A 20,121-nucleotide genomic window follows, 5' to 3' on the forward strand; every position below is an offset into this window, starting at 1 on the left:
CCTCCCTCAAGAGCTCGGCGCCGCGACCAACCGGTCGGCGGCATCGAAGACAAAAACGTCGTTGGGGTCGAGCACGGCGTCGAGCGTCTGGCCGGGCTCGAACTCGTGCACGCCGTGCAGCACCGCCACCCAGTTCGATCCGTCGCGGGTCAAATGCACAAAGCTCTCCGAACCGGTGATCTCGGTCACCGTCACCATGGCATGGAAGGCATGGCGGTCAGTCTCGCCATTGGCAAGCGCGAGCTGATGGGCGCGAAATCCGACGCGATAGGCGCCGTCCGCCAGCGAGGAATAGAGACCGGACGCCGGCGCGGCGATGCCGCCGGCATATTGCACGGAGCCGTTCTTCTTCTCGATGCCGACAAGATTCAGCGGCGGATCGGAGAACACCTGCGCCACCCGCAAGGTCTGCGGATGACGGTAAACGTTCGGCGTCTCGCCGATCTGGAGCGCCTTCCCCTCCCACATGCACACCGTGTTGCCGCCGAGCAGCAGCGCCTCGGTCGGCTCGGTGGTGGCATAGACGAAGATCGCGCCGGACGCCTCGAAGATGCGCGGCAGCTCGGTGCGCAGTTCCTCGCGGAGCTTGTAGTCGAGATTGGCGAGCGGCTCGTCGAGCAGCACGAGATCGGCGCCCTTCACCAGCGCGCGCGCCATCGCAGTTCGCTGCTGCTGGCCGCCGGAGAGCTGGAGCGGCGTGCGCTTCAGGAACGGCTCGAGCCGCAGCAGCTTCGCAGCCTCCGCCACGCGCGCTTCGATCTCGGCGCGCGGCTTGCCCTGCACCCGCAAGGGCGAGGCGATGTTCTCGTAGACCGACAGCGAAGGGTAATTGATGAACTGCTGATAAACCATGGCGACCGAGCGCTGGCGCACGTCGACGCCGGTGACGTCCTTGCCGTTGACCAGCAGCTTGCCCGATGTCGGCTTGTCCAATCCGGCGAGCAGCCGCATGATCGAGGTCTTGCCCGACAGTGTCGGCCCGAGCAGCACGTTGAGCGTGCCGCTCTCGAGCGTCAGGGAGACGTCGCGAATGTGCGGGATCCCGTCGACAGTCCGGGTCACGTGATCGAGTGTCACCGTCATGAGCGTCCTCCCGCTTCCAGCAGAGGACTTTGCTGCACGGCGTGGGTTCTGATCCAGTCGTCAAGCGCCGCGATCTCGTCGGCACTTAGCCGCAGGCCGAGCTTGGAACGGCGCCAGACCACATCTTCGGCCGTGACGGCCCATTCGTTGGCCATGAGATAGCGGACCTCGCGCTCGGTCAGCGTCGCGCCAAAGGGCTGGCCGAGATCGGCCGCCGATTTCGCGTCGCCGAGCAGCTTGACGGCCTTGGTGCCATAGGCACGGGCGAGACGTCGCGCATGCTCGTGGCTGAGGAAGGGATAACCACGCTGAAGCTCGGCGATCAGCCCGTCGATGTCGGACACGTTCATGTCTCCGCCCGGCAGCGGCCATTTGCCGGTCCAGCCCTCCCGCGCTTTTGCGCTGCGGAGATATGGCGCGAGCCGTTCCAGCGCTTCTTCGGCGAGGCGGCGATAGGTCGTGATCTTGCCGCCATAGATCGACAGCAGCGGGACACCGCCGGGCGTGTCGAGCTCGAACACGTAGTCGCGCGTCGCGGCCTTGGCTTCGCTGGCGCCGTCGTCGTAGAGCGGGCGCACGCCGGAATAGGTCCAGACCACGTCGTCCGGCGTCACAGGCTTTGCCAGATATTCACTCGCCGCCGTGCAGAGATACTGGATCTCCTCAGTCGTCGCCTTCACCTTGGCGGGATCGCCGTCATAGTCGCGATCGGTGGTGCCGATCAGCGTGAAATCGTCCTGGTACGGGATCACGAAGATGATGCGGCCGTCCGCGTTCTGGAACATGTAGGCGCGGTCGTGGTCGTAGAGCTTCCTGACCACGATATGCGAGCCCTGCACCAGCCGCACCTTGGCTTTCGCGTTGACGCCGGCGCCGCGGCCGAGCACGTCCTCGACCCAGGGGCCGCCGGCATTGACCAGCGCCTTCGCCTGGATCTGCGAGCGCTCGCCGGTCAGCGTGTTGACCATGCCGACGGTCCAGAGGCCGCCGGACTGGCGAATCTCGGTCGCGCGGGCGCGGGTGCGAATCTCTGCGCCCTTGTCGGCGGCATCCCGTGCGTTGAGCACGACAAGGCGCGCGTCGTCGACGAAGCAGTCGGAATATTCGAAGGCGCGGCTGTAGCGATTCGGGATCAGCGGCTTGCCGACCTCGTCGCGTTTGAGGTCCACCGAACGAGTCGCGGGCAAGAGGTGGCGACCGCCAATGTGGTCATACAGGAAGAGGCCGAGACGCAGCAGCCAAGCCGGCCGAAGGCCGGCATGATGCGGCAAGACGAAACGCAGGGGGCGGATAATGTGGGGCGCGATGCCCCACAGGATCTCGCGCTCGATCAGCGCCTCGCGGACCAGACGAAACTCGTAATATTCGAGATAGCGCAGGCCGCCATGCACCAGCTTGGTCGACCAGGACGACGTCCCGCTCGCCAAATCGTTCATTTCGCACAGGAAAACCGTGTTGCCGCGGCCCACCGCGTCGCGCGCGATGCCGCAGCCGTTAACACCGCCTCCGATGATGGCGAGGTCGAAAATACGCTCCAACAGACGCATCCCCCGACGACCGCCCGTTGCTTGGAGCGGTTACTTTCGTTTTTGATTAGATCACACCCAAAACCGAAAGCAAGATGAAAGAGAGGCGAAAGAAAGTGAAAGCGGAACTATTTTGAAGGCAAGGCGACCGCGGAAGAGGGAGCTTGGACGACAATTCGAGAGCCAGCAGCGTCCTTGTTTGGTCAGCATCGCAGAATTATAGTCATTATAGTCATCTTGGACTTTTGTCGCATGGCCGATCGCAATACTGCACCTGACAGACTTCCGGCTGATGACACCTGGACTTTGGCCAACGCCAAGGCGCGGTTGTCCGAGGTGATTGATCGCGCTCAAGCCGGCCCGCAGGTCATCACGCGGCACGGCAAGCCCAACGCGGTCGTCGTCTCCGCCGAGGAGTGGGCGCGCAAGACCGTACGCAAAGGCACGCTGGCCGAATTCCTGCTGGCCTCGCCGCTGCGCGGCACCGACTTTGAACTCGACCGCGTGCACGATGCCCCACGTGACGACGTGCCGTGAATCTCTTGCTCGACACCAATGTGCTGTCGGAAGTTCAGCGCCCAGCGCCTTCGCCGAAAGTTCTGGCGTGGCTGGATACGATCGATGAGGACCGTGCGTTCATCAGCGTCGCATCGATCGCCGAGCTTCGTCGCGGCATCGCGTTGCTGGAGGATGGCCGCCGGCGCGCCGCTTTGGCCGCGTGGCTTGCCCACGATCTCCCGGCGCGATTTGCCGAACGCGTCTTGCCGATCGATCACGCGGTGGCTGAGAACTGCGGTGACCTGATGGCTCAGAGCCGCAGGAGCGGCTTTGCATTGTCAGTCATGGACGGCTTCTTTGCGGCGACCGCACTTGCGCACCACCTCACCCTCGTCACGCGCAATGTAAAAGACTTTGCGGCGTTCGGCGTCCCACTGCTCAATCCGTGGGACGATGCCTAGGATCTATCTCAGCCGCACCACCGGCGCGGCTTCCGGCACTGCGTCCTGCGCTTCGGTCTGCGCATCATCGATCTCCCCCGCCTCCTTCGGCATTGCCGCCATCACCTCGATGCCCTTGCTGTGGCAGATGGTGGCGAGGCGCTCGGGCAGTTCCTGGTCGGTGACGAAGGTCTGGATCTGCGTGATGTGGGCGATGCGCACCGGCGCGCTGCGGCGCAGCTTGGTGGAATCGGCGACCAGCATCACGCTGCGAGCATTGGCGATGATGGCCTGCGCCACCTGCACCTCGCGATAGTCGAAGTCGAGCAGCGCGCCCTCCTCGTCGATCGCAGACGCGCCGATGATGGCGTAATCGACCTTGAATTGTCCGATCAGCTGCGTCGCCGTCGAGCCGACCACGGCGCCGTCGGCGCGCCGCACCGTGCCGCCGGCGACCACCACCTCGATGCGTGGATGGCGGTACAGCAGCATCGCGACGTTGAGATTGTTGGTGATGACGAGCAGATCCTCATGCGAGGTCAGCGCGCTCGCAACCTCCTCCGTCGTGGTGCCGATATTGATGAAGAGCGAGCAGCCGTTCGGAATCAGCGACGCCGCCGCAGCCCCGATCGCCTTCTTCTCGTCGGCGGCGACGAAGCGGCGCGCCTCATAGGCGAGGTTTTCCACGCCGGAGGCGATGATGGCGCCGCCATGGATGCGGGTCAGCGATCTCCGTTCGCACAGATCGTTGAGATCCTTGCGGATGGTCTGCGCCGATACCTCGAACCGGCGCGCGAGCTCCTCGACCATGACGCGGCCGGAAGCGCGCGCGATGTTGAGAATTTCGGCTTGGCGATGGGTCAATCCGGTCACGGCAACGGCCTCAATCAGAATGATGCATGGTGCGGCGGTTCGTAGCTGCGGTCAATGCGCGCGCCGATCACGGTTAACGGATGCGGCCCTTACCACGCCATGACCCGCGCGAGGCGCGCCAGCAGCGCCGGATCGTCGAAGGCGCTGGCGGAAGTGACTGCGCCGGCGCCAACAAGGTCAGCGTGGCTGAGGCTGGTCCGGATGCCGACGGTCGGAATTCCGGCCGCCGCGGCCGATTGCACGCCGGTACGGGAATCTTCGAATGCGATCGAGGCCTCTGCCTTCGCGCCGACGAAACGCAGGCCTTCCTGATAGGGCAGCGGATGCGGCTTGCCATGCGGCAGCTCGGCGCCGATCACAAGCGCCTTGAAGCGGTGCGTGATGCCAAGCCCGGAGAGTAGCAGCTCGGCGTTGAGACGCGGCGCATTGGTCACGGCAACCATGGGAATGCCGGCAGCGTCCGCCCGATCGAGCAATGCCATCAGGCCAGGGAGCGGTGCGATCTGCCCGGCCACGAGCGTTCGGAAAACCTCTTCCTTCTCATCGAGGATCAGAGCGCGCCGCTCTGGCACCTCGTCTGGCAGAAAGCGCTCGCCAATCGCGACATTGGCGAAACCCTGCAGCTCCCTGGGGAAGCGCGCGTGATCGAAGACATGGCCGTGAGGGCCGAGCACCTGGTTGAAGGCCTTCAAGTGCAGCGGGTCGGTGTCGGCCAGCGTACCGTCGATGTCGAACAGCAAAGCCCTGCCCATCGCTTCCGTTTTGGCTCCGATCATGTCCGTACTTTCCCAAATCCGCAGCGCATTGATGCGCGACACGTATCAATATGGCCTCAACCGCGCAATGACGCATGCACATGACGTCGACGTGCCACTCGACAAAGCCGCGCGCGGCTGCAACACTCGCCGCAAGATCAAAAAGGAGGAAACGATGACGATCAACCGACGCGATCTGGCTCTCTCGACTCTCGCCGTCTCGGCACTCGCGCTCACGACACCCGTGCTGGCGGCCTCGGCCGACGACGAGGCCGTGGCGAAGAAGGTCGAGGCCTTCCGCCTCGCCCAGATCGCGGCCGATCCGAAGGCGCTCGGCGCGCTGTGCTGGGACGATCTCAGCTACAGCCATTCCAGCGGCAAGGTGGAGGACAAGGCGACTTTCATCGCCAACGCCACCGACGGCAAGTCGAAATTCCTGTCGATCGAGTACAAGGACCCGACCATCAAGGTCGTCGGTCCCGCCGCGATCGTTCGCTTCCACTGGCTGGGTGAGCAGGAGATGGCGGCCGACGGGAAAAAAGTATCGACCAACCTTCACATCCTGATGAACTGGCAGAAGCAGGGCGACGAGTGGAAGCTGCTCTCAAGGGCCGCGACGAAGTTGTGATCAACGACGTCATTCCGGGACGCGCCGAAAGGCGCGAGCCCGGAATCCATCGGTCGGCAATTTCTGCAGCAAGCTAGATTCTCAGGTGCGCAATTGCGTACCACAGCTCGCGCTTCGCGCGCCCCGGAATGACGAGCGGCAGGCTTACGCCGCCTCCTTCATGTCACCATTCACCAGCTTGCGCGCGGCCCGCTCGGCTTCGCGGGCGTTGCGGAAGAGCTGGCCTTCGAGACGGTTGAAGCGGTGGGACGAGGCGAAGAAGCAATAGCCTCCGGAAGAACGAACGACGATACCTGCGGTCTGCGAATCGACTTCGATGATGTAGCTGTCCGGCATGGTCCCTGTATTCCTCAGTGCGGGCAAATAACGGAGCTCCTGCCCAATGGTTCCAAAGGGCATTTGAGGCCGTTTCCACCCCGAATCGACACGCAACTGAGTACGCCGGGACCTCATCTGTTTTATGACTGGTTTTTGGCGAAGCCGCGACGGGGATGACTCAGTCGCGCCGGGTTTCGCGGCCCTTGCCATGCATTCGTGAGATGAGCCAAAGCGTCGCGCGCGATTACGTCGCGATCGTCGCGTCGGTGGCGCGAACCGCTTGCGGGCGACCGTGTTCGTCGATCGAGACGTAGGTGAAGTTGCCGTCGGTGACGAGAAACGGATGCTCCTCGCCGCGACGCAGCGCCCATGCTTCCAGATGCACGGTAAGCGAGGTGCGGCCGACGCGGACGAGATTGGCGTAGACCGACACGAGATCGCCGACATAGACCGCTTTGCGAAAATTCATCGCCTCGATCGCAACCGTCACGGTCCGCGACTTCGCGGCCTTTGACGCAAACACGCCGCCGCCGACATCCATCTGGCTCAGCAGCCAGCCGCCGAAGATGTCGCCATTGGCGTTGGTGTCGGCAGGCATCGCCAGCGTGCGGATGCAGAGATCGCCGCTCGGGCCGGTGTTCGCCTGGTCGTTCATGCCGGTTTCACCTGAAATTGTCCCAGCCCGGATCGGGCGCAAAGCGCGCCCCGAATCGCTCAGCCAGCCCGCGCAGGGTGGATACAATGTTTTCCACGCCGCGTGTGCGGGCGTAATTCAGCGGACCACCGCGGAATGGTGCATAGCCGGTGCCGAAAATCATGGCCCCGTCGACGGCGTCGGCATCATCGACAATGCCCTCACGCAGCGCCGCGACGCAGACATTGGACATCGGCAGCACCAGGCGATCGACCATCTGGTCGGTAACGCGCGGGCCGGTCTCCGCTAGCTGCGCCTTCTCCGCCTTGCCGTTCTTCCAGGTGTAAAAGCCCTTGCCGGACTTGCGGCCGAGCTCGCCCTTGGCGACCTTGTCGCGCAACCAGGCCGGCGTCGGTGGCAGGAGATCGCCGAACTTCGTGCGCAGCATGTCGCCGACGTCGAGGCAGATGTCGAGGCCGACCTGATCGGCGAGCTCGATCGGTCCCATCGGCATGCCGAATTGCTCCGCCGCCGCGTCAATCAAGCGCTGGTCGATCTTCTCGTCCAGCATCACCATTGCCTCCAGCATGTACGGCGTCAGCGCGCGGTTGACGAGGAAGCCGGGCGAGCTCTTCACGGGCAACGGCAGGCGGTCGATCGCACCGACGAAGGCGAGCGCCTGCTTCAGCACCTGCGGGTCGCTGCCATCGTGACTGACGACTTCGACCAATTGCAGCCGCGACACCGGATTGAAGAAATGCAGGCCGACCAGCCGCTCCGGTCGCGCCAAGCCGTTGCGCAGGTCCTGAAGCGGGATGCTCGACGTGTTGGTGGCGAGGATCGCGCCCGGCTTCACCCTGGGCTCGAGCCCGGCATAGACCTTCTGCTTGAGCTCAAGCTTCTCCGGCACCGCCTCGATGATGAGATCGGCATTTCGCACGCCCTCCCCGTCCATGTCGGGGATGAGGCGATCGAGCGCGTCGCGCACTTCGGTCGGCTTGCGGATGATCTTGCCGTAGAGCTCGGCGGCTCGCGCCACCGCACCCGCGATCGGCTCCGCCTTCATGTCGGCGAGCGAGACGCGCAGCCCCTGGCCAGCTACCCAAGCCGCGATGTCGCCGCCCATGGCGCCGGCGCCGATGACATGGACGTGCTTGATGGTGTTGCCGGAGCCGGCGGCCTTCTTCATCTGTTCGCGCAGGAAGAAGACGCGGATCAGGTTCTGGGCAGTCGGCGTCACCATCAATTTGGCGAAGGAAGCCTGCTCCGCCTTCAGCATCGCGGCCTTGCTGCCGCCATGGGTCTCCCAGAGGTCGATCAGCGCGTAAGACGCGGGATAGTGCTCGCGGGACGCGGCCTTCGCCGCCTCCGAGCGCATCCGCTTCGCAAGCAGCCCGCGCACGGGTCCGAGATTCGCCGCGCGCGTCAGCAAGCCAGGCCGCGCCCGCTTCAGCCGGCCGAACAGCGCGTCCTTCACCGCGCTCCGGACATGGCGCTCCTGCGTCACGGTATCGACGAGGCCGAGCGATCTGGCTCGGCGTGCGTCGATGGTGCGGCCGGTCAGCATCAGGGACATCGACTGAGCTGGATTGACCAGCGCGGTGAAGCGCGCGGTGCCACCGAGGCCGGGATGCAGGCCCAGCATCACCTCCGGGAAGCCGAAGCGGGCGCCGTCGATGGCGATGCGCGACTGGCAGGCCAGCGCGACCTCGAGCCCACCGCCGAGGCAGAAGCCGTGGATGACCGCGACCGTCGGCAGCTTCAGGGCCTCCAGATGGTCGATCACCGCATGCGCGGCGCGGATGCGCGTCTCCACCATGTCGGGATCGGATGCGCCACGGAATTCGTTGACGTCGGCGCCGGCGATGAAGCCGGACGGTTTTGCCGAGCGGATCACGAGGCCGGCGGGACGTTCGGTCTCGATTGCCGCAAGCGCCGCGTCGAACTCCTCCATCACCTCGGAGGACAGCGTGTTGGCGCTTGTCTCCGCGCGATCGAACAAGAGCCAGGCGACGCCATCATCGTCGCGCGTCAGCTTGAAGTGCCTGTACGGCCTGTCGGGCGCGGGCGTTGGCCCGAGCGTCAGCGCGCGATCAGCGAGTGCGGTCATGATCCGGGAATCCATTGTCACACCGCCTCGACCAGCATAGCGCCGCCGAGTCCGCCACCGATGCATTCGGTGGCAATGCCGCGCCGCGTGCCCAGCCGCTTCATCGCATTGACGAGATGCAGCACGATGCGGTTGCCGGAGGTGCCGACGGGATGTCCGAGCGAGATCGCGCCGCCGTCGACGTTGAGCCTGCCACGGTCGATCTCACCGGCCGCGCCGTCGAGACCAAGGATCTCCCGGCAGAATTCGTCGTCGTTCCAGGCGGCAAGACAACCAAGCACCTGGGTGGCGAAGGCCTCGTTCAGCTCCCAGGTCTCGACGTCCTGGAGGGTAAGGCCGTTGCGCTGGAGCAGCGGCGTTACCGACATCACCGGACCGAGCCCCATGATGCCGGGATCGAGCGCCGCCCAGTTGCTGTCGACGATCGCGGCTTTCGGCGTGAGCTTGTGCTTTGCGACGGCCGCGTCGGAGGCGAGGATCACCCAGGAGGCGCCGTCGGTGATCTGCGAGGAATTGCCGGCGGTGACCTGGCCCCAGGGGCGTTCGAATACCGGCCGGAGTTTTGCGAGCGACTCTGCCGTGGAGTCCGGACGCACGCCGTCGTCATGATCGAAGAATTTTCCGTCGCGGGAGAACGCAGTCTCGACCTCGCCCTTGAGAAAACCCGCGCCTTGCGCATGCGCGAGCCGGCGATGGCTCTCAGCGGCATAGGCATCCGACTGTGCGCGGGTGATGCCGAAGAGATGGCCGACGACCTCGGCGGTCTGGCCCATGTTCAGATCGGTGATCGGATCGGTCAGCCCGCGCTCGAGGCCAATGATCGGCTTGAGGTCGCTCGGCCGCAATTTGAAGGCAGCCGCAAGCTTGGCGGCGATCCCCTTGGCGGTGGCGAGACCAGCGAACCAGCGCACACCCGAATTGGGCCAGACCAGCGGCGCGTGGCTCAGAGCCTCGGTGCCGCCGGCGAGGATCATGTCGGCATGGCCTTCGCGGATATAGCGGTAGGCGGTGTCGATCGACTGCATGCCGGAGCCGCAATTGATCTGCACGGTGAAGGCGACCATGTCCTCACCCATGCCGAGCCGGAGCGCGGCGACGCGGGCCGGATTCATCTCGTCCGCGATCACGTTGACGCAGCCGAGGATGACCTGATCGAAGCTATCGGGCGCAAACGGCTGGCGTGCCAGAAGTGGCCGTCCGCACTGCACGGCGAGATCGACCGGCGTGAACGGCCCGGGCCCCGAACGTGCCTTCAAAAACGGGGTCCGGCTGCCGTCAACGATGAATACCGGTCGCGCCATCAGCTCGCCGCCCTCTGTTCACCGAGTTCCTGGAAGAACTGATGCACGTCGCCGGTTTTCCTGTAAATCGGCGACAGCGCTTCCGGCGCAAAATCGTCGACCTCGATCACGTCAGTGACGGCTTTGCGGGCAGCAGAGAGCTGCTCACCCTCCGCCTGCGTGATCACACCCTTGCTGACCGCCTCCTCCCAATCGGGGACATTTACAGCGCGCATGCGCCTGGCGATGGCGTCCGCGGCGGCGACCAGCTTGAACGCGCGCTCCAGCCGGGCAAAGCCGCCGTCGTCGTCGACATGGGCCAGATCCGGGGTGAGGCGCTCGCGTGCCGCCGAGGGCTCCAGCACGATGCCGGCGCATTGGTGCACGACGCGGTCGGAAGGGCCGAGCACGCGGGCGCCGAACGGCTGGACCACGAGCTTGAGCAAGGCTGCGACGAAGCGGTTCGCCAGATTGGCGAGGATCTCGGCGAGCCGGTTCTCGATGGTCTTGAAGCCCGTCGCCATGCACCATTCCAGCACGGCAAAGTCTTCCTTCTGCCGACCTTCGTCCTGCCAGCGCTTCAGCGCAGCCGAGAGGAGATAAAGTTCAGACAGGATGTCGCCGAAGCGCGCCGACAGCATCTCCTTGCGCTTGAGCGCACCGCCGAGCGTCAGCAGCGCCATGTCGGCGCAGAGCGCAAAGGCGGCGGAGTAGCGCGAGAGCTGGCGATAGAATGGCGTGGCGTCACCCGCATCAGGCGCCAGGGCGAAGGCACCAAACGTCCAGCTCCGGCCGAAGGCGCGGAACAGCGTCTCGAAGCTGTGGCCGACATGCTTCCAGAAGGCTTTGTCGAATGCGGTGAGCCCGCGCTCGCGGTCGGTGTCGGCGAGCGCGTTCATCTCGTCGAGCAGGTAAGGATGCGCACGGATGGCGCCCTGCCCGAACACGATGAGATTGCGGGTCAGGATGTTGGCGCCTTCCACCGTGATACCGACCGGCACGGCGCGGTGCAGATTGCCGAGATAGTTTTGCGGCCCGTCGATCACCGCCTTGCCGCCATGGATGTCCATGGCGTCGTCGATCGCGGTGCGCATCCGCTCGGTCGCATGCAGCTTCATGATGCCGGAGATGACGGCGGGATGAACGCCGGCATTCAGCGCCGCGCAGGTCAGTCGCCGCGCTGCATCCAGCTGATAGGCGTTCGCGACGATGCGCGCGAGCGGCTCCTCGACGCCTTCGAACTTGGAGATCGAGATGCCGAACTGCTCCCGGATTCGAGCATAGGCGCCAGTGGTGCGGGCCGCATAAGCGGCGCCGGCCGCCGACAGTGACGGCAGCGAGATGCCGCGGCCGGCGGCAAGTGCGGTCATCAGCATCTTCCAGCCTTGCCCGAGGCGCTCCTTGCCGCCGATGACATAGTCGAGCGGAATGAAAACATCGCGGCCCCGGTTCGGGCCGTTCTGGAAAACCTGCATCGAGGGCAGATGGCGCTGGCCGATCTCGACGCCGGGCAAATTGGTCGGGATCAGCGCCACGGTGATGCCGAGCTCTTCCTGGCTCCCCACGAGGTGATCGGGATCATAGGCCTTGAAGGCGAGACCCAGGAGCGTCGCGACCGGGCCGAGCGTGATGTAGCGCTTATGCCAGTTGAGCCTGAGGCCGAGGACTTCGTGGCCCTCGAACTCGCCCTTGCAGATGATGCCGGTATCGACCATCGAGGCGGCGTCGGAGCCGGCTTCCGGGCTGGTGAGGCCGAAGGAGGGAATGTCGCGGCCGTCGGCGAGGCGCGGCAGCCAGCGCGCCTGCTGCTCTTTCGTGCCGAAGCGCATCAAGAGCTCGCCGGGACCGAGCGAGTTCGGCACCATCACGGTGACGGCGGCAGCGATCGACCGGGTCGAGATCTTGCGCACCACTTCCGAATGCGCATAGGGCGAGAAGCCGAGGCCGCCGAATTCCTTCGGAATGATCATGCCAAAGAATTTTTCACGTTTGACGAAATGCCAGACGTCCTGCGGCAGGTCGCGCCATTCCCAGAAGATCCTCCATTCGTCGAGCATGGCACAGAGCTCGTCGACGGGACCGCTCAGGAAGGCGTGCTCCTCGCTGGTCAGCGTCGCCTGCGGGATCTTCAGAAGCTTCGACCAGTCGGGGTTGCCGGTGAAGAGGTCGGCGTCCCACCAGACGTCGCCCGCCTCCAGCGCCTCGCGCTCGGTGTCGGACATCGCCGGCAGCACGCCGCGAGCCCAGGAGAAGATCGGCTTTGTCAGGGTGTCGCGGCGGAAGCTCATGGCTGACCTCATGCATCGGCGCGGTTGTCGGGCATTTTAGCGGAAAGCGGCCGGCGGCGGTGAACACTTCGCTGGCGAAAAGACGCGAATTGACGCGGCCGGGCGGCCGCCCAGAGGCCATAACGGCCAGAGCGTGGTGCCAGTTCCGGGAGGGGGATGGCTTCGAGGTGGCCCGGCCTAATCCGGCCGCACCATCTCGAACATGTTTTCCGGCTTGATCTCGAAATAATCACCGCTGCGGCCGGCCCGGACGATCGGGCGGGCGGCGGCGGTCTGGTAGACGCCGTCCTTGATCATGGCCTTGTCGATGTGAACGGCAACGACCTCGCCGAGCGTCAGCCAGGCGTTGGCTTCCTTGCCGTCGGCGCTCTTGAGGCGGACGATGTCGGATACCTTGCACTCGAACGCGACGGGACTCTCGCCGACGCGCGGCACGTTGACGAGCCTGCCGGGCACGGCCGTGAGGCCGGCGACCTCGAACTCGTCGACCTCAGGCCCGACGTGCGCGGCGGTCGCGTTCATATGCCTGGCTAGGTCCATGGTGGCAAGATTCCAGACGAACTCGCCGGTCTGCTGGATGTTCTCGACCGTGTCCTTCCAGTTTGTGGAGGAAAAGCCGATGATCGGCGGCACGTAAGCGAACGCATTGAAGAAGCTGTAGGGCGCAAGGTTGACGTGGCCCTTGGTGTCGCGCGACGAAATCCAGCCGATTGGCCGCGGCGCGACGATGGCGTTGAAGGGATCGTGCTTGAGGCCGTGGCCCTTGGCGGGCTCGTAGAAGTGCAGGTCTTTGTCGGTCACGCGCTTGGCTCTCCGCTGTTCGTCATTCCGGGAAGACGCGAAACGTCGGACCCGGAATCTCGAGATTCCGGGTTCGGTCATGAGGATCGCCCCGGAATGACTGCGAAGCAGCTTATAGGAGGAAACCCACCGGCCCGTCAGTGGCGCGGCGACAGACCCGCGATGACGAAATCGATCATCTGGTCGATGGTCGGGCCCGGCTTGGTGGCGCACTGGGCGATCATCTGGGGATGGAAAAAGCGCATCATCGCGGTGCAGGCGCAGAGCGCCGCCAGTTGCAGGTCCGGCGCCTCGAACTCGCCGGAGGCCACGCCTTGCGCGATCATCTGGCCGATGACCCCGGCAATGCACTCCATGTGGTTGACGCAGACGTCCCAGTCCTCCTGCATCGCGATCTCGACCATCTCGTGCAACTTGGAATCGCCGACATAACGCTCGGTGTTCATGCGATGGATGGTGGTGAGCAGTTCGCGGAAGCGCGGCAACACCGGACCGGGCGTCGCCACGATCCGCTGCGCTTCAAGTTCGACCTCGCCCATCAGCGAGCGGGCCACCGCCTGATGGATCGCCTTCTTCGATTCGAAGAAGCGATAGACATTGGCGGGGCTCATCCTGAGCTCCTTGGCGATGTCGCCGACCGTGGTCTTCTGATAGCCGATATGGCGGAACAGCCGCTCGGCCACCTCGAGGATACGGTCCCGGGTGTCGCCTTCGATTTGTTCCGAAATCAGGGCCATCAATCAGGACTCGTCCATCAGTACTTCATCTCACTTATTCAGCTGCTTCAGCAAGCGGAATAGCGTGCGGGTCATTGCTCCCATGCTGCGGCGCGGCAGGCTGCTCGGGGGTGCCCGCCTCGTCCAGGCTCTTCCGGAACCACAGCGCATAGAGGCCGGGTAGGTACAGCAGCGTCAGGAAGGTCGCGACGAACAGGCCGCCCATGATGGTGATCGCCATCGGGCCCCAGAAGGCCGAGCGCGACAGCGGGATCATGGCAAGGATCGCGGCGAGCGCCGTCAGCACCACCGGACGGGCGCGGCGGACCGTTGCCTCCACGATCGCCTCACGCCGGGTCATGCCGTGGGAGACGTCGGTCTCGATCTGGTCGACCAGGATGACCGTGTTGCGCATGATCATGCCGGCGAGCGCGATCAGGCCGAGCAGCGCCACGAAGCCGAACGGGGCATTGGCCACGTTGAGGCCAAAGGAGGCGCCGACGATGCCGAGCGGCGCGGTCAGGAACACCAGGATCAGGCGCGAGAAGCTCTGAAGCTGGATCATCAGGAGCGTCAGCATCACCATGACCATCAGCGGGAAGAGGACGAAGATCGAGGCGTTGCCCTTGGCGGATTCCTCGAACGCGCCGCCCGCCTCGATGCGGTAGGCCGGCTCGAGGTGATCGGTGATCGCCTTCAGCTTCGGCGTGATCTGGCCCGTGACGTCGGGCGCCTGCACGCCGTCGACGACGTCGGAGCGCACGGTGATGGCCATGTCGCGGTTGCGCCGCCACATGATCGGCTCCTCGTGAGAGTATTCGATCTTGGCGATCTGCTGCAGCGGCACGGCAACGCCATTGCGAGAGGTGATGGTGAGATCACCGACGCCGCCGAGATCGAGCCTCTCGGACGGAATCGCACGGGCGACCACGGCCACCTTCTCGATGCCGTCGCGGATGGTCGTAACCTGCGCGCCCGAGATCAGCATCGCGAGCGCCTGTGAGACGTCCTGCGGGGTCAGGCCCATGGCGCGGGCGCGGTCCTGGTCGACGACGAGCTTGAGGTAGGGCGATTGCTCGTTCCAGTCGAGCTGGACGTCCTTGACGCTCTTGTTCTGCCGCATGACGTCGCGCACCTGGTAGGCGATATCGCGCACCTTGTTGGCATCGGGGCCGATCACCCGGAACTGGACGGGGAATCCGACGGGCGGTCCAAAATTGAAGCGGTCGACGCGCACGCGCGCCTCGGACAAGAAGCCTTCTGCAGCCGCGCCCTCGATCTTGGCCTTGATGCGCTCGCGGGCCTCGACGCCCTTGGCGACGATGACGATCTCGGCAAAGGCCTCGTTCGGCAGCTGCGGATTGAGGCCGAGCCAGAAGCGCGGCGAGCCCTGGCCGACATAGGACGTATAGGTCTCGATGTCCTTGTCGTCCTTCAGCAGCGTCTCGGCCTTCTTCACGGACTTCTCCGTAACATTGAAGGCGGTGCCCTCGGGCAGGCGCAGCTGGAGGAACAGCTCGGGCCGCTCCGACAGCGGAAAGAACTGCTGCTGGACGTGACCGAAGCCGACCACCGAGGCGATGAAGACGCCGACCGTCGCAACCACCACCGTGATGCGGTGGTTGACGCACCATTGCACGATCGCGCGCAGGCCGCGGTACATGCGGGTCTCGTAGACCGCGTGCGGATCGTGGTTGTGGTGCACCTTGATCTCGGGCAGCAGCTTGGCGCCGATATAGGGCGTGAAGATCACCGCCACGAACCAGGAGGCGACCAGCGCGATCGCCACGATCCAGAAGATGCTGCCGGCATATTCGCCGACCGCCGAATTGGCAAAGCCGATGGGGAGGAAGCCAGCGGCCGTAACCAGCGTTCCCGTGAGCATCGGAAACGCAGTCGATTCCCAGGCAAACGACGCCGCGCGCATGCGGTCCCAGCCCTGCTCCATCTTCACCACCATCATCTCGACCGCGATGATGGCATCGTCGACGAGCAGGCCGAGCGCGATGATCAGCGCGCCGAGCGTGATGCGGTGCAGGTCAAGCGACATCATGTTCATGACGACGAAGACGATGCCGAGCACCAGCGGCACCGAGAGTGCGACCACGATGCCGGTGCGCCAGCCCAGTGCCAGGAACGAGACAAACAGCACGATGACGAGCGCTTCCATGAAGGAGTGCACGAACTCGCCGACGGCGTGCTCGACCACCTTGGGCTGGTCCGCGATCAGCTTGACATCGACGCCCTGCGGCACCGCCTTCATGAAGTCGGCCGTCGCCTTTTCGACCTCCTTGCCGAGATCGAGGATGTTGGCGCCCTTGGCGGTGACGACGCCGATGCCGATCGCGGCCTTGCCTTCCTGTCGGACGACGAAGCTCGGCGGATCGACATAGCCGTGGGTGATGGTGGCGATGTCGCCGAGGCGGAACACGCGGCCGTTGCTCTCGACCGGCGTTTCGGCGACGGCCTTGGCGCCGTCGAGCGCGCCGGTGACGCGCAGCGGCACGCGCTGCGACGAGGTCTCGACCGTACCGGCCGGCGTCACGTTGTTCTGCTTGGCGAGCGAATCGAACAGCGCCTGCGGCGTGATGCCGAGAGTGGCGAGCTTGGCGTGACTGAACTCGACGAAGATACGCTCGTCCTGATTGCCGTAGACGTCGACCTTGGTCACGCCCGGCACCTTGAGGAGGCGCTGACGAAAGCCTTCCGAGACCTTCTTGAGCTGGGCATAGTCCGCGCCGTCGCCGGTCATCATATAGAGGATGGAATCGACGTCGGAGAACTCGTCGTTGACGACGGGTCCGAGAATCCCTGCGGGCAGCTGGCCCTGCACGTCGACCAGCTTCTTGCGCAGCAGATAGAAGAGATAAGGCACGTCCTTGGGCGGGGTCGAGTCGCGGAAGGTCACCTGGAGCGCTGTGAAGGCGGGCTTGGAATAGGTCTGCACCTTCTCGAAATAGGGCAGCTCCTGGATCTTCTTCTCGATGGGGTCGGCGACCTGCGTCTGCATTTCCTGCGCGGTCGCGCCCGGCCAGATCACGGAGACGTTGACCACCTTCACCGTGAAGAACGGATCCTCGGCCCGGCCGAGCTTCTCATAGGAGAAGAAGCCGGCGACGCCGAGCATGATCATCAGGAAGAGAACCAGCGTCGGATGGCTGACGGCCCAGGCCGAAAGGTTGAAGCGCTTCATCGCTCTCTCCGAAAAAACAATCCAATTGCCAAAAAACGACAGCCACTCTGTTCAAACCATCATCGCGAGGCAGCGAAGCAATCCAGGGGGCTGGGCAGATTCTGGATCGCTTCGCCGCTTCAGCCTTCGCATTTGCGCTCGGGCCGAAACTCGCCTCGCAACGAGGGAACTCACTCTTCTCGTCATTCCGGGATGGTCCGCAGGACCAGGCCCGGAATCTCGAGATTCCGGGTTCGATGCTTCGCATCGCCCCGGAATGACGAAAGTTAAAAAGACAGCGACGACACGATCCGCACCCGCTGGCCCGGATCGAGCTTCTGCACGCCGAGGGCAACGATCTTGGCGCCCTCTTCCACGCCGTTGGTGATGACGACGTCGCCGCTCTCGTAGGACTTCACCGTCACCGGCTTCAGCGTGAGCGCACCGTTGTCATCGACGACGTAGAAGGACGGCTTGCCGCCTTCGTTGAACAGCGCCGACAGCGGCAGCCGTGCAACGCGCTCGGTCGCGGCGTCCGACAGCGTCAGAGTCGCAGTCATGCCGAGCGCGACCTTGTCGTCGGCCTCGGGCAGCGAGAACTTTGCCAGATATGTGCGCGTGGCCGGATCGGCGGCCGGCGCGATCTCGCGCAGCTTGGCCGTGTACTTCTTGCCCGGCTCGGACCACAGAGTGACGCTGGCGACGCCCGACTTGGCGCGTCCAACCAGCGTCTCAGGAATCGCGACGACCGCTTCCTTTTCGGCAAAGCGGGCGACGCGGATCGAAGCCTGGCCCGCGGCGACCACCTGGCCGGGCTCGATCAGCGTTGCGGTGACGACGCCACGGGCGTCGGCGTTGAGCGTCGCGTAGGAAAGGGAATTCTTGCTCAGTTCGAGCGCGCGCTCGGCCCGGTTCAGGCGCGCGCGGGCTTCGTCCGCGGCGGCCCGGCTCGAATCCATCTGCGCGTCCGTGGTCCAGCCCTTGGCCTTCAGGTCCTTGGCGCGCTGCTCGGCGGCGGCGGCCTGGGCCAGCACGCCGGTTGCCGCGGTCTGTTCAGCCAGCGCCTGCTCAGCCTGGAGCTTCAGGTCAATCCCGTCGAGGGTGGCGAGCGGCTGGCCGATCTCGACGGTCTGGCCGACTTCCACGAGACGCTTTGCAACTTTACCGGCGACGCGAAAACCAAGGTCGCTCTCGATCCGCGGCCTGACGGTGCCGACGAAGCTGCGCTCCGGGGTCTCGGCATCATAATGTGCGGTTGCGACCAGAACCGGCCGCGGCGGCTCGGCCTTCTGGGCGACGGTGTCATTGCACCCGGCCAGCGAAGCCGCCATCAGGGCCAGCGATACGCCTGCCATTAGCCTGGAATAGCTCGACAAAACCGACCGAACGAACATCGAAGGACACTCCTGCATCTCGAATGAGAGGAATGTCGACTAATCACTGATAAAAGTCAATAATCGTCAGTCATCAGGAATGCGTGATCGTTACCGGTGAGAAGGGTCGGGGGTGGCAGCCGATAAGGTATAATGGTAGGGTAGTGAGGCGCAGCGTGGCCACCACCTCTTCCCTTGACGGGCAATATGCGGGGCACGGAGCGAAGAGCCCCTGCCCACCCTTCGCAGAACCCTCTATCGCCCTTGGTCGGCGAACTCATGCTTGCTGTCATGACCGCCCACGAACACCAAAATGCCGGCGAGCAGCGGCAGCACCGCGAGCACGAGCAGGCCGGTGGAGGTCTGGCCGGTGGCTTCCTTCACCCAGCCGATCAGGTAAGGACCGCCGAAGCCAGCGAGATTGCCGATCGAGTTGATCAGCGCGATGCCACCGGCGGCCGCGGTGCCGGAAAGCCAGGCCGTCGGCAGAGTCCAGAACACACCGAAGCAGCAGAACACGCCGATCGCCGCGACCGTCAGCACCACCATCGTCATGGTGGGATCGGTGAGATAGCTGGAGACGGCGAGCGCGACGGCGGTGAGCAGCAGCGGCGCACCGACATGCATCACGCGCTCGCGCATGGCATCGGAGTGCCGCGCCCACAGGATCATGGCGATGGTGCCGAACAGATATGGGATCGCGGTCACGAAGCCGGTCTGCGCATTGGTCAGCCCGAACGCCTTGACGATCTGCGGCAGCCAGAACTGCATGCCGTAAAGCGCCCCGACGAACCCGAAATAGATCAGGCTGAGCGCGATCACCTTGGGCGAGGACAGCGCTTCGCCGAGCGAGAAATGCTTCACCGCCTGCTTGGCCGCGATCTCCGAATCGAGCTTGGCCTTGAGCCAGGCCTTCTGCTCGGCCGAGAGCCACCCCGCCTTCTCCGGCCTGTCGGTGAGGTAGAACCAGGTGACGATGCCGAGCAGCACGGAAGGAATGCCCTCGATGATGAAGAGCCACTGCCAGCCCCTCAGGCCCATCATGCCGTCGAGCCCGAGCAGCAGGCCGGAGACCGGTGCACCGATGACGGTCGAGACCGGCACGGCGATCGCGAAGGCCGCAAGGAAGCGGGCACGGTATTCGGCCGGATACCAGTAGGTGAGATAGAGAATGATACCGGGAAAGAAGCCGGCCTCGGCGACACCGAGCAGGAAGCGCAGGACGTAGAAGCTCGTCACGCCGCTAACGAGCGCCATCAGGGCGGAGATGATGCCCCAGGTCACCATGATGCGGGCGATCCAGCGGCTGGCGCCGAATTTCTCCAATGCCAGATTGCTCGGCACCTCGAAGATGAAATAGCCGATGAAGAAGATGCCGGCGCCCCAGGAGAAGATGAGTGGCGTGAACTTCAGGTCCGCATTCATGGTCAGCGCGGCAAAGCCGAGATTGACCCGGTCAAGATAGGAGAAGAAGTAGGCCAGCACCAGGAACGGAATCAGACGCCATGAGATGGCGCGAATCGTCGACGTCTCGATTTCGCTCTTGTTGACGTTCTTGGCACCGCCGGCGGAACCGGCATAGGTGGTGGTCTGGCTCATGGCTTCCCCCGGGTTGTTGCTTTTGTG

General features: G+C 64.6%; 17 protein-coding genes. 3 read left to right on the forward strand and 14 right to left on the reverse strand.

Going from position 1 to position 20,121, the window contains the following annotated elements:
- Positions 1 to 6 precede the first annotated feature (6 nt).
- A complete protein-coding gene (locus IVB28_RS25505; RefSeq protein WP_247529841.1) occupies positions 7 to 1,083 on the reverse strand; it encodes an ABC transporter ATP-binding protein in 1,077 nt (358 codons plus the stop codon).
- A complete protein-coding gene (glpD, locus tag IVB28_RS25510; RefSeq protein WP_247529843.1) occupies positions 1,080 to 2,630 on the reverse strand; it encodes a glycerol-3-phosphate dehydrogenase in 1,551 nt (516 codons plus the stop codon). The genes IVB28_RS25505 and glpD overlap by 4 nt, the downstream gene beginning before the upstream one ends.
- Before the next feature lie 231 nt (positions 2,631 to 2,861).
- Between glpD and IVB28_RS25515 the strand changes: the two genes are divergently transcribed.
- Both IVB28_RS25515 and IVB28_RS25520 read left to right on the forward strand, forming a co-directional pair.
- A complete protein-coding gene (locus tag IVB28_RS25515) occupies positions 2,862 to 3,146 on the forward strand; it encodes a type II toxin-antitoxin system Phd/YefM family antitoxin (RefSeq protein ID WP_247529844.1) in 285 nt (94 codons plus the stop codon).
- On the forward strand, positions 3,143 to 3,568 hold the full coding sequence (locus IVB28_RS25520; protein WP_247529845.1) for a type II toxin-antitoxin system VapC family toxin: 426 nt from the start codon (positions 3,143 to 3,145) through the stop codon (positions 3,566 to 3,568). The genes IVB28_RS25515 and IVB28_RS25520 overlap by 4 nt, the downstream gene beginning before the upstream one ends.
- A 3-nt stretch (positions 3,569 to 3,571) precedes the next feature.
- Here IVB28_RS25520 and IVB28_RS25525 read toward each other — a convergent pair whose 3' ends face one another.
- A complete protein-coding gene (locus IVB28_RS25525; RefSeq protein WP_247529846.1) occupies positions 3,572 to 4,420 on the reverse strand; it encodes a DeoR/GlpR family DNA-binding transcription regulator in 849 nt (282 codons plus the stop codon).
- Positions 4,421 to 4,509: 89 nt separating this feature from the next.
- Positions 4,510 to 5,196, reverse strand: coding sequence for an HAD-IA family hydrolase (locus tag IVB28_RS25530; RefSeq protein WP_247529847.1), 687 nt, complete (start codon positions 5,194 to 5,196; stop codon positions 4,510 to 4,512).
- 154 nt (positions 5,197 to 5,350) lie between these two features.
- Here IVB28_RS25530 and IVB28_RS25535 point away from each other — a divergent pair, with 154 nt between their 5' ends.
- The gene (locus IVB28_RS25535; RefSeq protein ID WP_247559169.1) at positions 5,351 to 5,803 is read left to right on the forward strand and encodes a nuclear transport factor 2 family protein; all 453 of its coding nucleotides are present in this window, start codon (positions 5,351 to 5,353) and stop codon (positions 5,801 to 5,803) included.
- 144 nt (positions 5,804 to 5,947) lie between these two features.
- Here IVB28_RS25535 and IVB28_RS25540 read toward each other — a convergent pair whose 3' ends face one another.
- The 10 genes from IVB28_RS25540 to IVB28_RS25585 form a co-directional block, all read right to left on the reverse strand.
- Positions 5,948 to 6,139 (reverse strand): hypothetical protein, encoded by a 192-nt coding sequence (locus IVB28_RS25540; protein ID WP_247529849.1) that lies wholly within the window; start codon positions 6,137 to 6,139, stop codon positions 5,948 to 5,950.
- 226 nt (positions 6,140 to 6,365) lie between these two features.
- Positions 6,366 to 6,776 (reverse strand): acyl-CoA thioesterase, encoded by a 411-nt coding sequence (locus IVB28_RS25545; protein WP_247529850.1) that lies wholly within the window; start codon positions 6,774 to 6,776, stop codon positions 6,366 to 6,368.
- A 7-nt stretch (positions 6,777 to 6,783) separates the two neighbouring features.
- Positions 6,784 to 8,880 carry a 3-hydroxyacyl-CoA dehydrogenase NAD-binding domain-containing protein gene (locus tag IVB28_RS25550; RefSeq protein ID WP_247529851.1) on the reverse strand — a complete coding sequence of 699 codons (2,097 nt, stop codon included), beginning with the start codon at positions 8,878 to 8,880 and terminating at the stop codon, positions 6,784 to 6,786.
- Positions 8,881 to 8,882: 2 nt separating this feature from the next.
- Positions 8,883 to 10,166, reverse strand: a complete 1,284-nt coding sequence (locus IVB28_RS25555; protein ID WP_247529852.1) for an acetyl-CoA C-acetyltransferase — start codon at positions 10,164 to 10,166, stop codon at positions 8,883 to 8,885.
- A complete protein-coding gene (locus IVB28_RS25560) occupies positions 10,166 to 12,433 on the reverse strand; it encodes an acyl-CoA dehydrogenase (RefSeq protein ID WP_247529854.1) in 2,268 nt (755 codons plus the stop codon). The genes IVB28_RS25555 and IVB28_RS25560 overlap by 1 nt, the downstream gene beginning before the upstream one ends.
- Positions 12,434 to 12,610: 177 nt before the next feature.
- Complete coding sequence (locus IVB28_RS25565) at positions 12,611 to 13,234, reverse strand: flavin reductase family protein (RefSeq protein WP_247529855.1); 624 nt, start codon at positions 13,232 to 13,234, stop codon at positions 12,611 to 12,613.
- A 137-nt stretch (positions 13,235 to 13,371) separates the two neighbouring features.
- On the reverse strand, positions 13,372 to 13,971 hold the full coding sequence (locus IVB28_RS25570; protein WP_247529856.1) for a TetR family transcriptional regulator: 600 nt from the start codon (positions 13,969 to 13,971) through the stop codon (positions 13,372 to 13,374).
- A gap of 34 nt (positions 13,972 to 14,005) precedes the next feature.
- Positions 14,006 to 17,143 carry an efflux RND transporter permease subunit gene (locus IVB28_RS25575; protein ID WP_247529857.1) on the reverse strand — a complete coding sequence of 1,046 codons (3,138 nt, stop codon included), beginning with the start codon at positions 17,141 to 17,143 and terminating at the stop codon, positions 14,006 to 14,008.
- 266 nt (positions 17,144 to 17,409) lie between these two features.
- Entirely contained in the window at positions 17,410 to 18,516 is a 1,107-nt protein-coding gene (locus tag IVB28_RS25580; RefSeq protein WP_247529858.1) for an efflux RND transporter periplasmic adaptor subunit, read from the reverse strand.
- 234 nt (positions 18,517 to 18,750) lie between these two features.
- Positions 18,751 to 20,094 carry an MFS transporter gene (locus IVB28_RS25585; protein WP_247529859.1) on the reverse strand — a complete coding sequence of 448 codons (1,344 nt, stop codon included), beginning with the start codon at positions 20,092 to 20,094 and terminating at the stop codon, positions 18,751 to 18,753.
- Between the last annotated feature and the right edge of the window lie 27 nt (positions 20,095 to 20,121).

This window comes from Bradyrhizobium sp. 199, assembly GCF_023073355.1.
GTDB lineage: Bacteria > Pseudomonadota > Alphaproteobacteria > Rhizobiales > Xanthobacteraceae > Bradyrhizobium.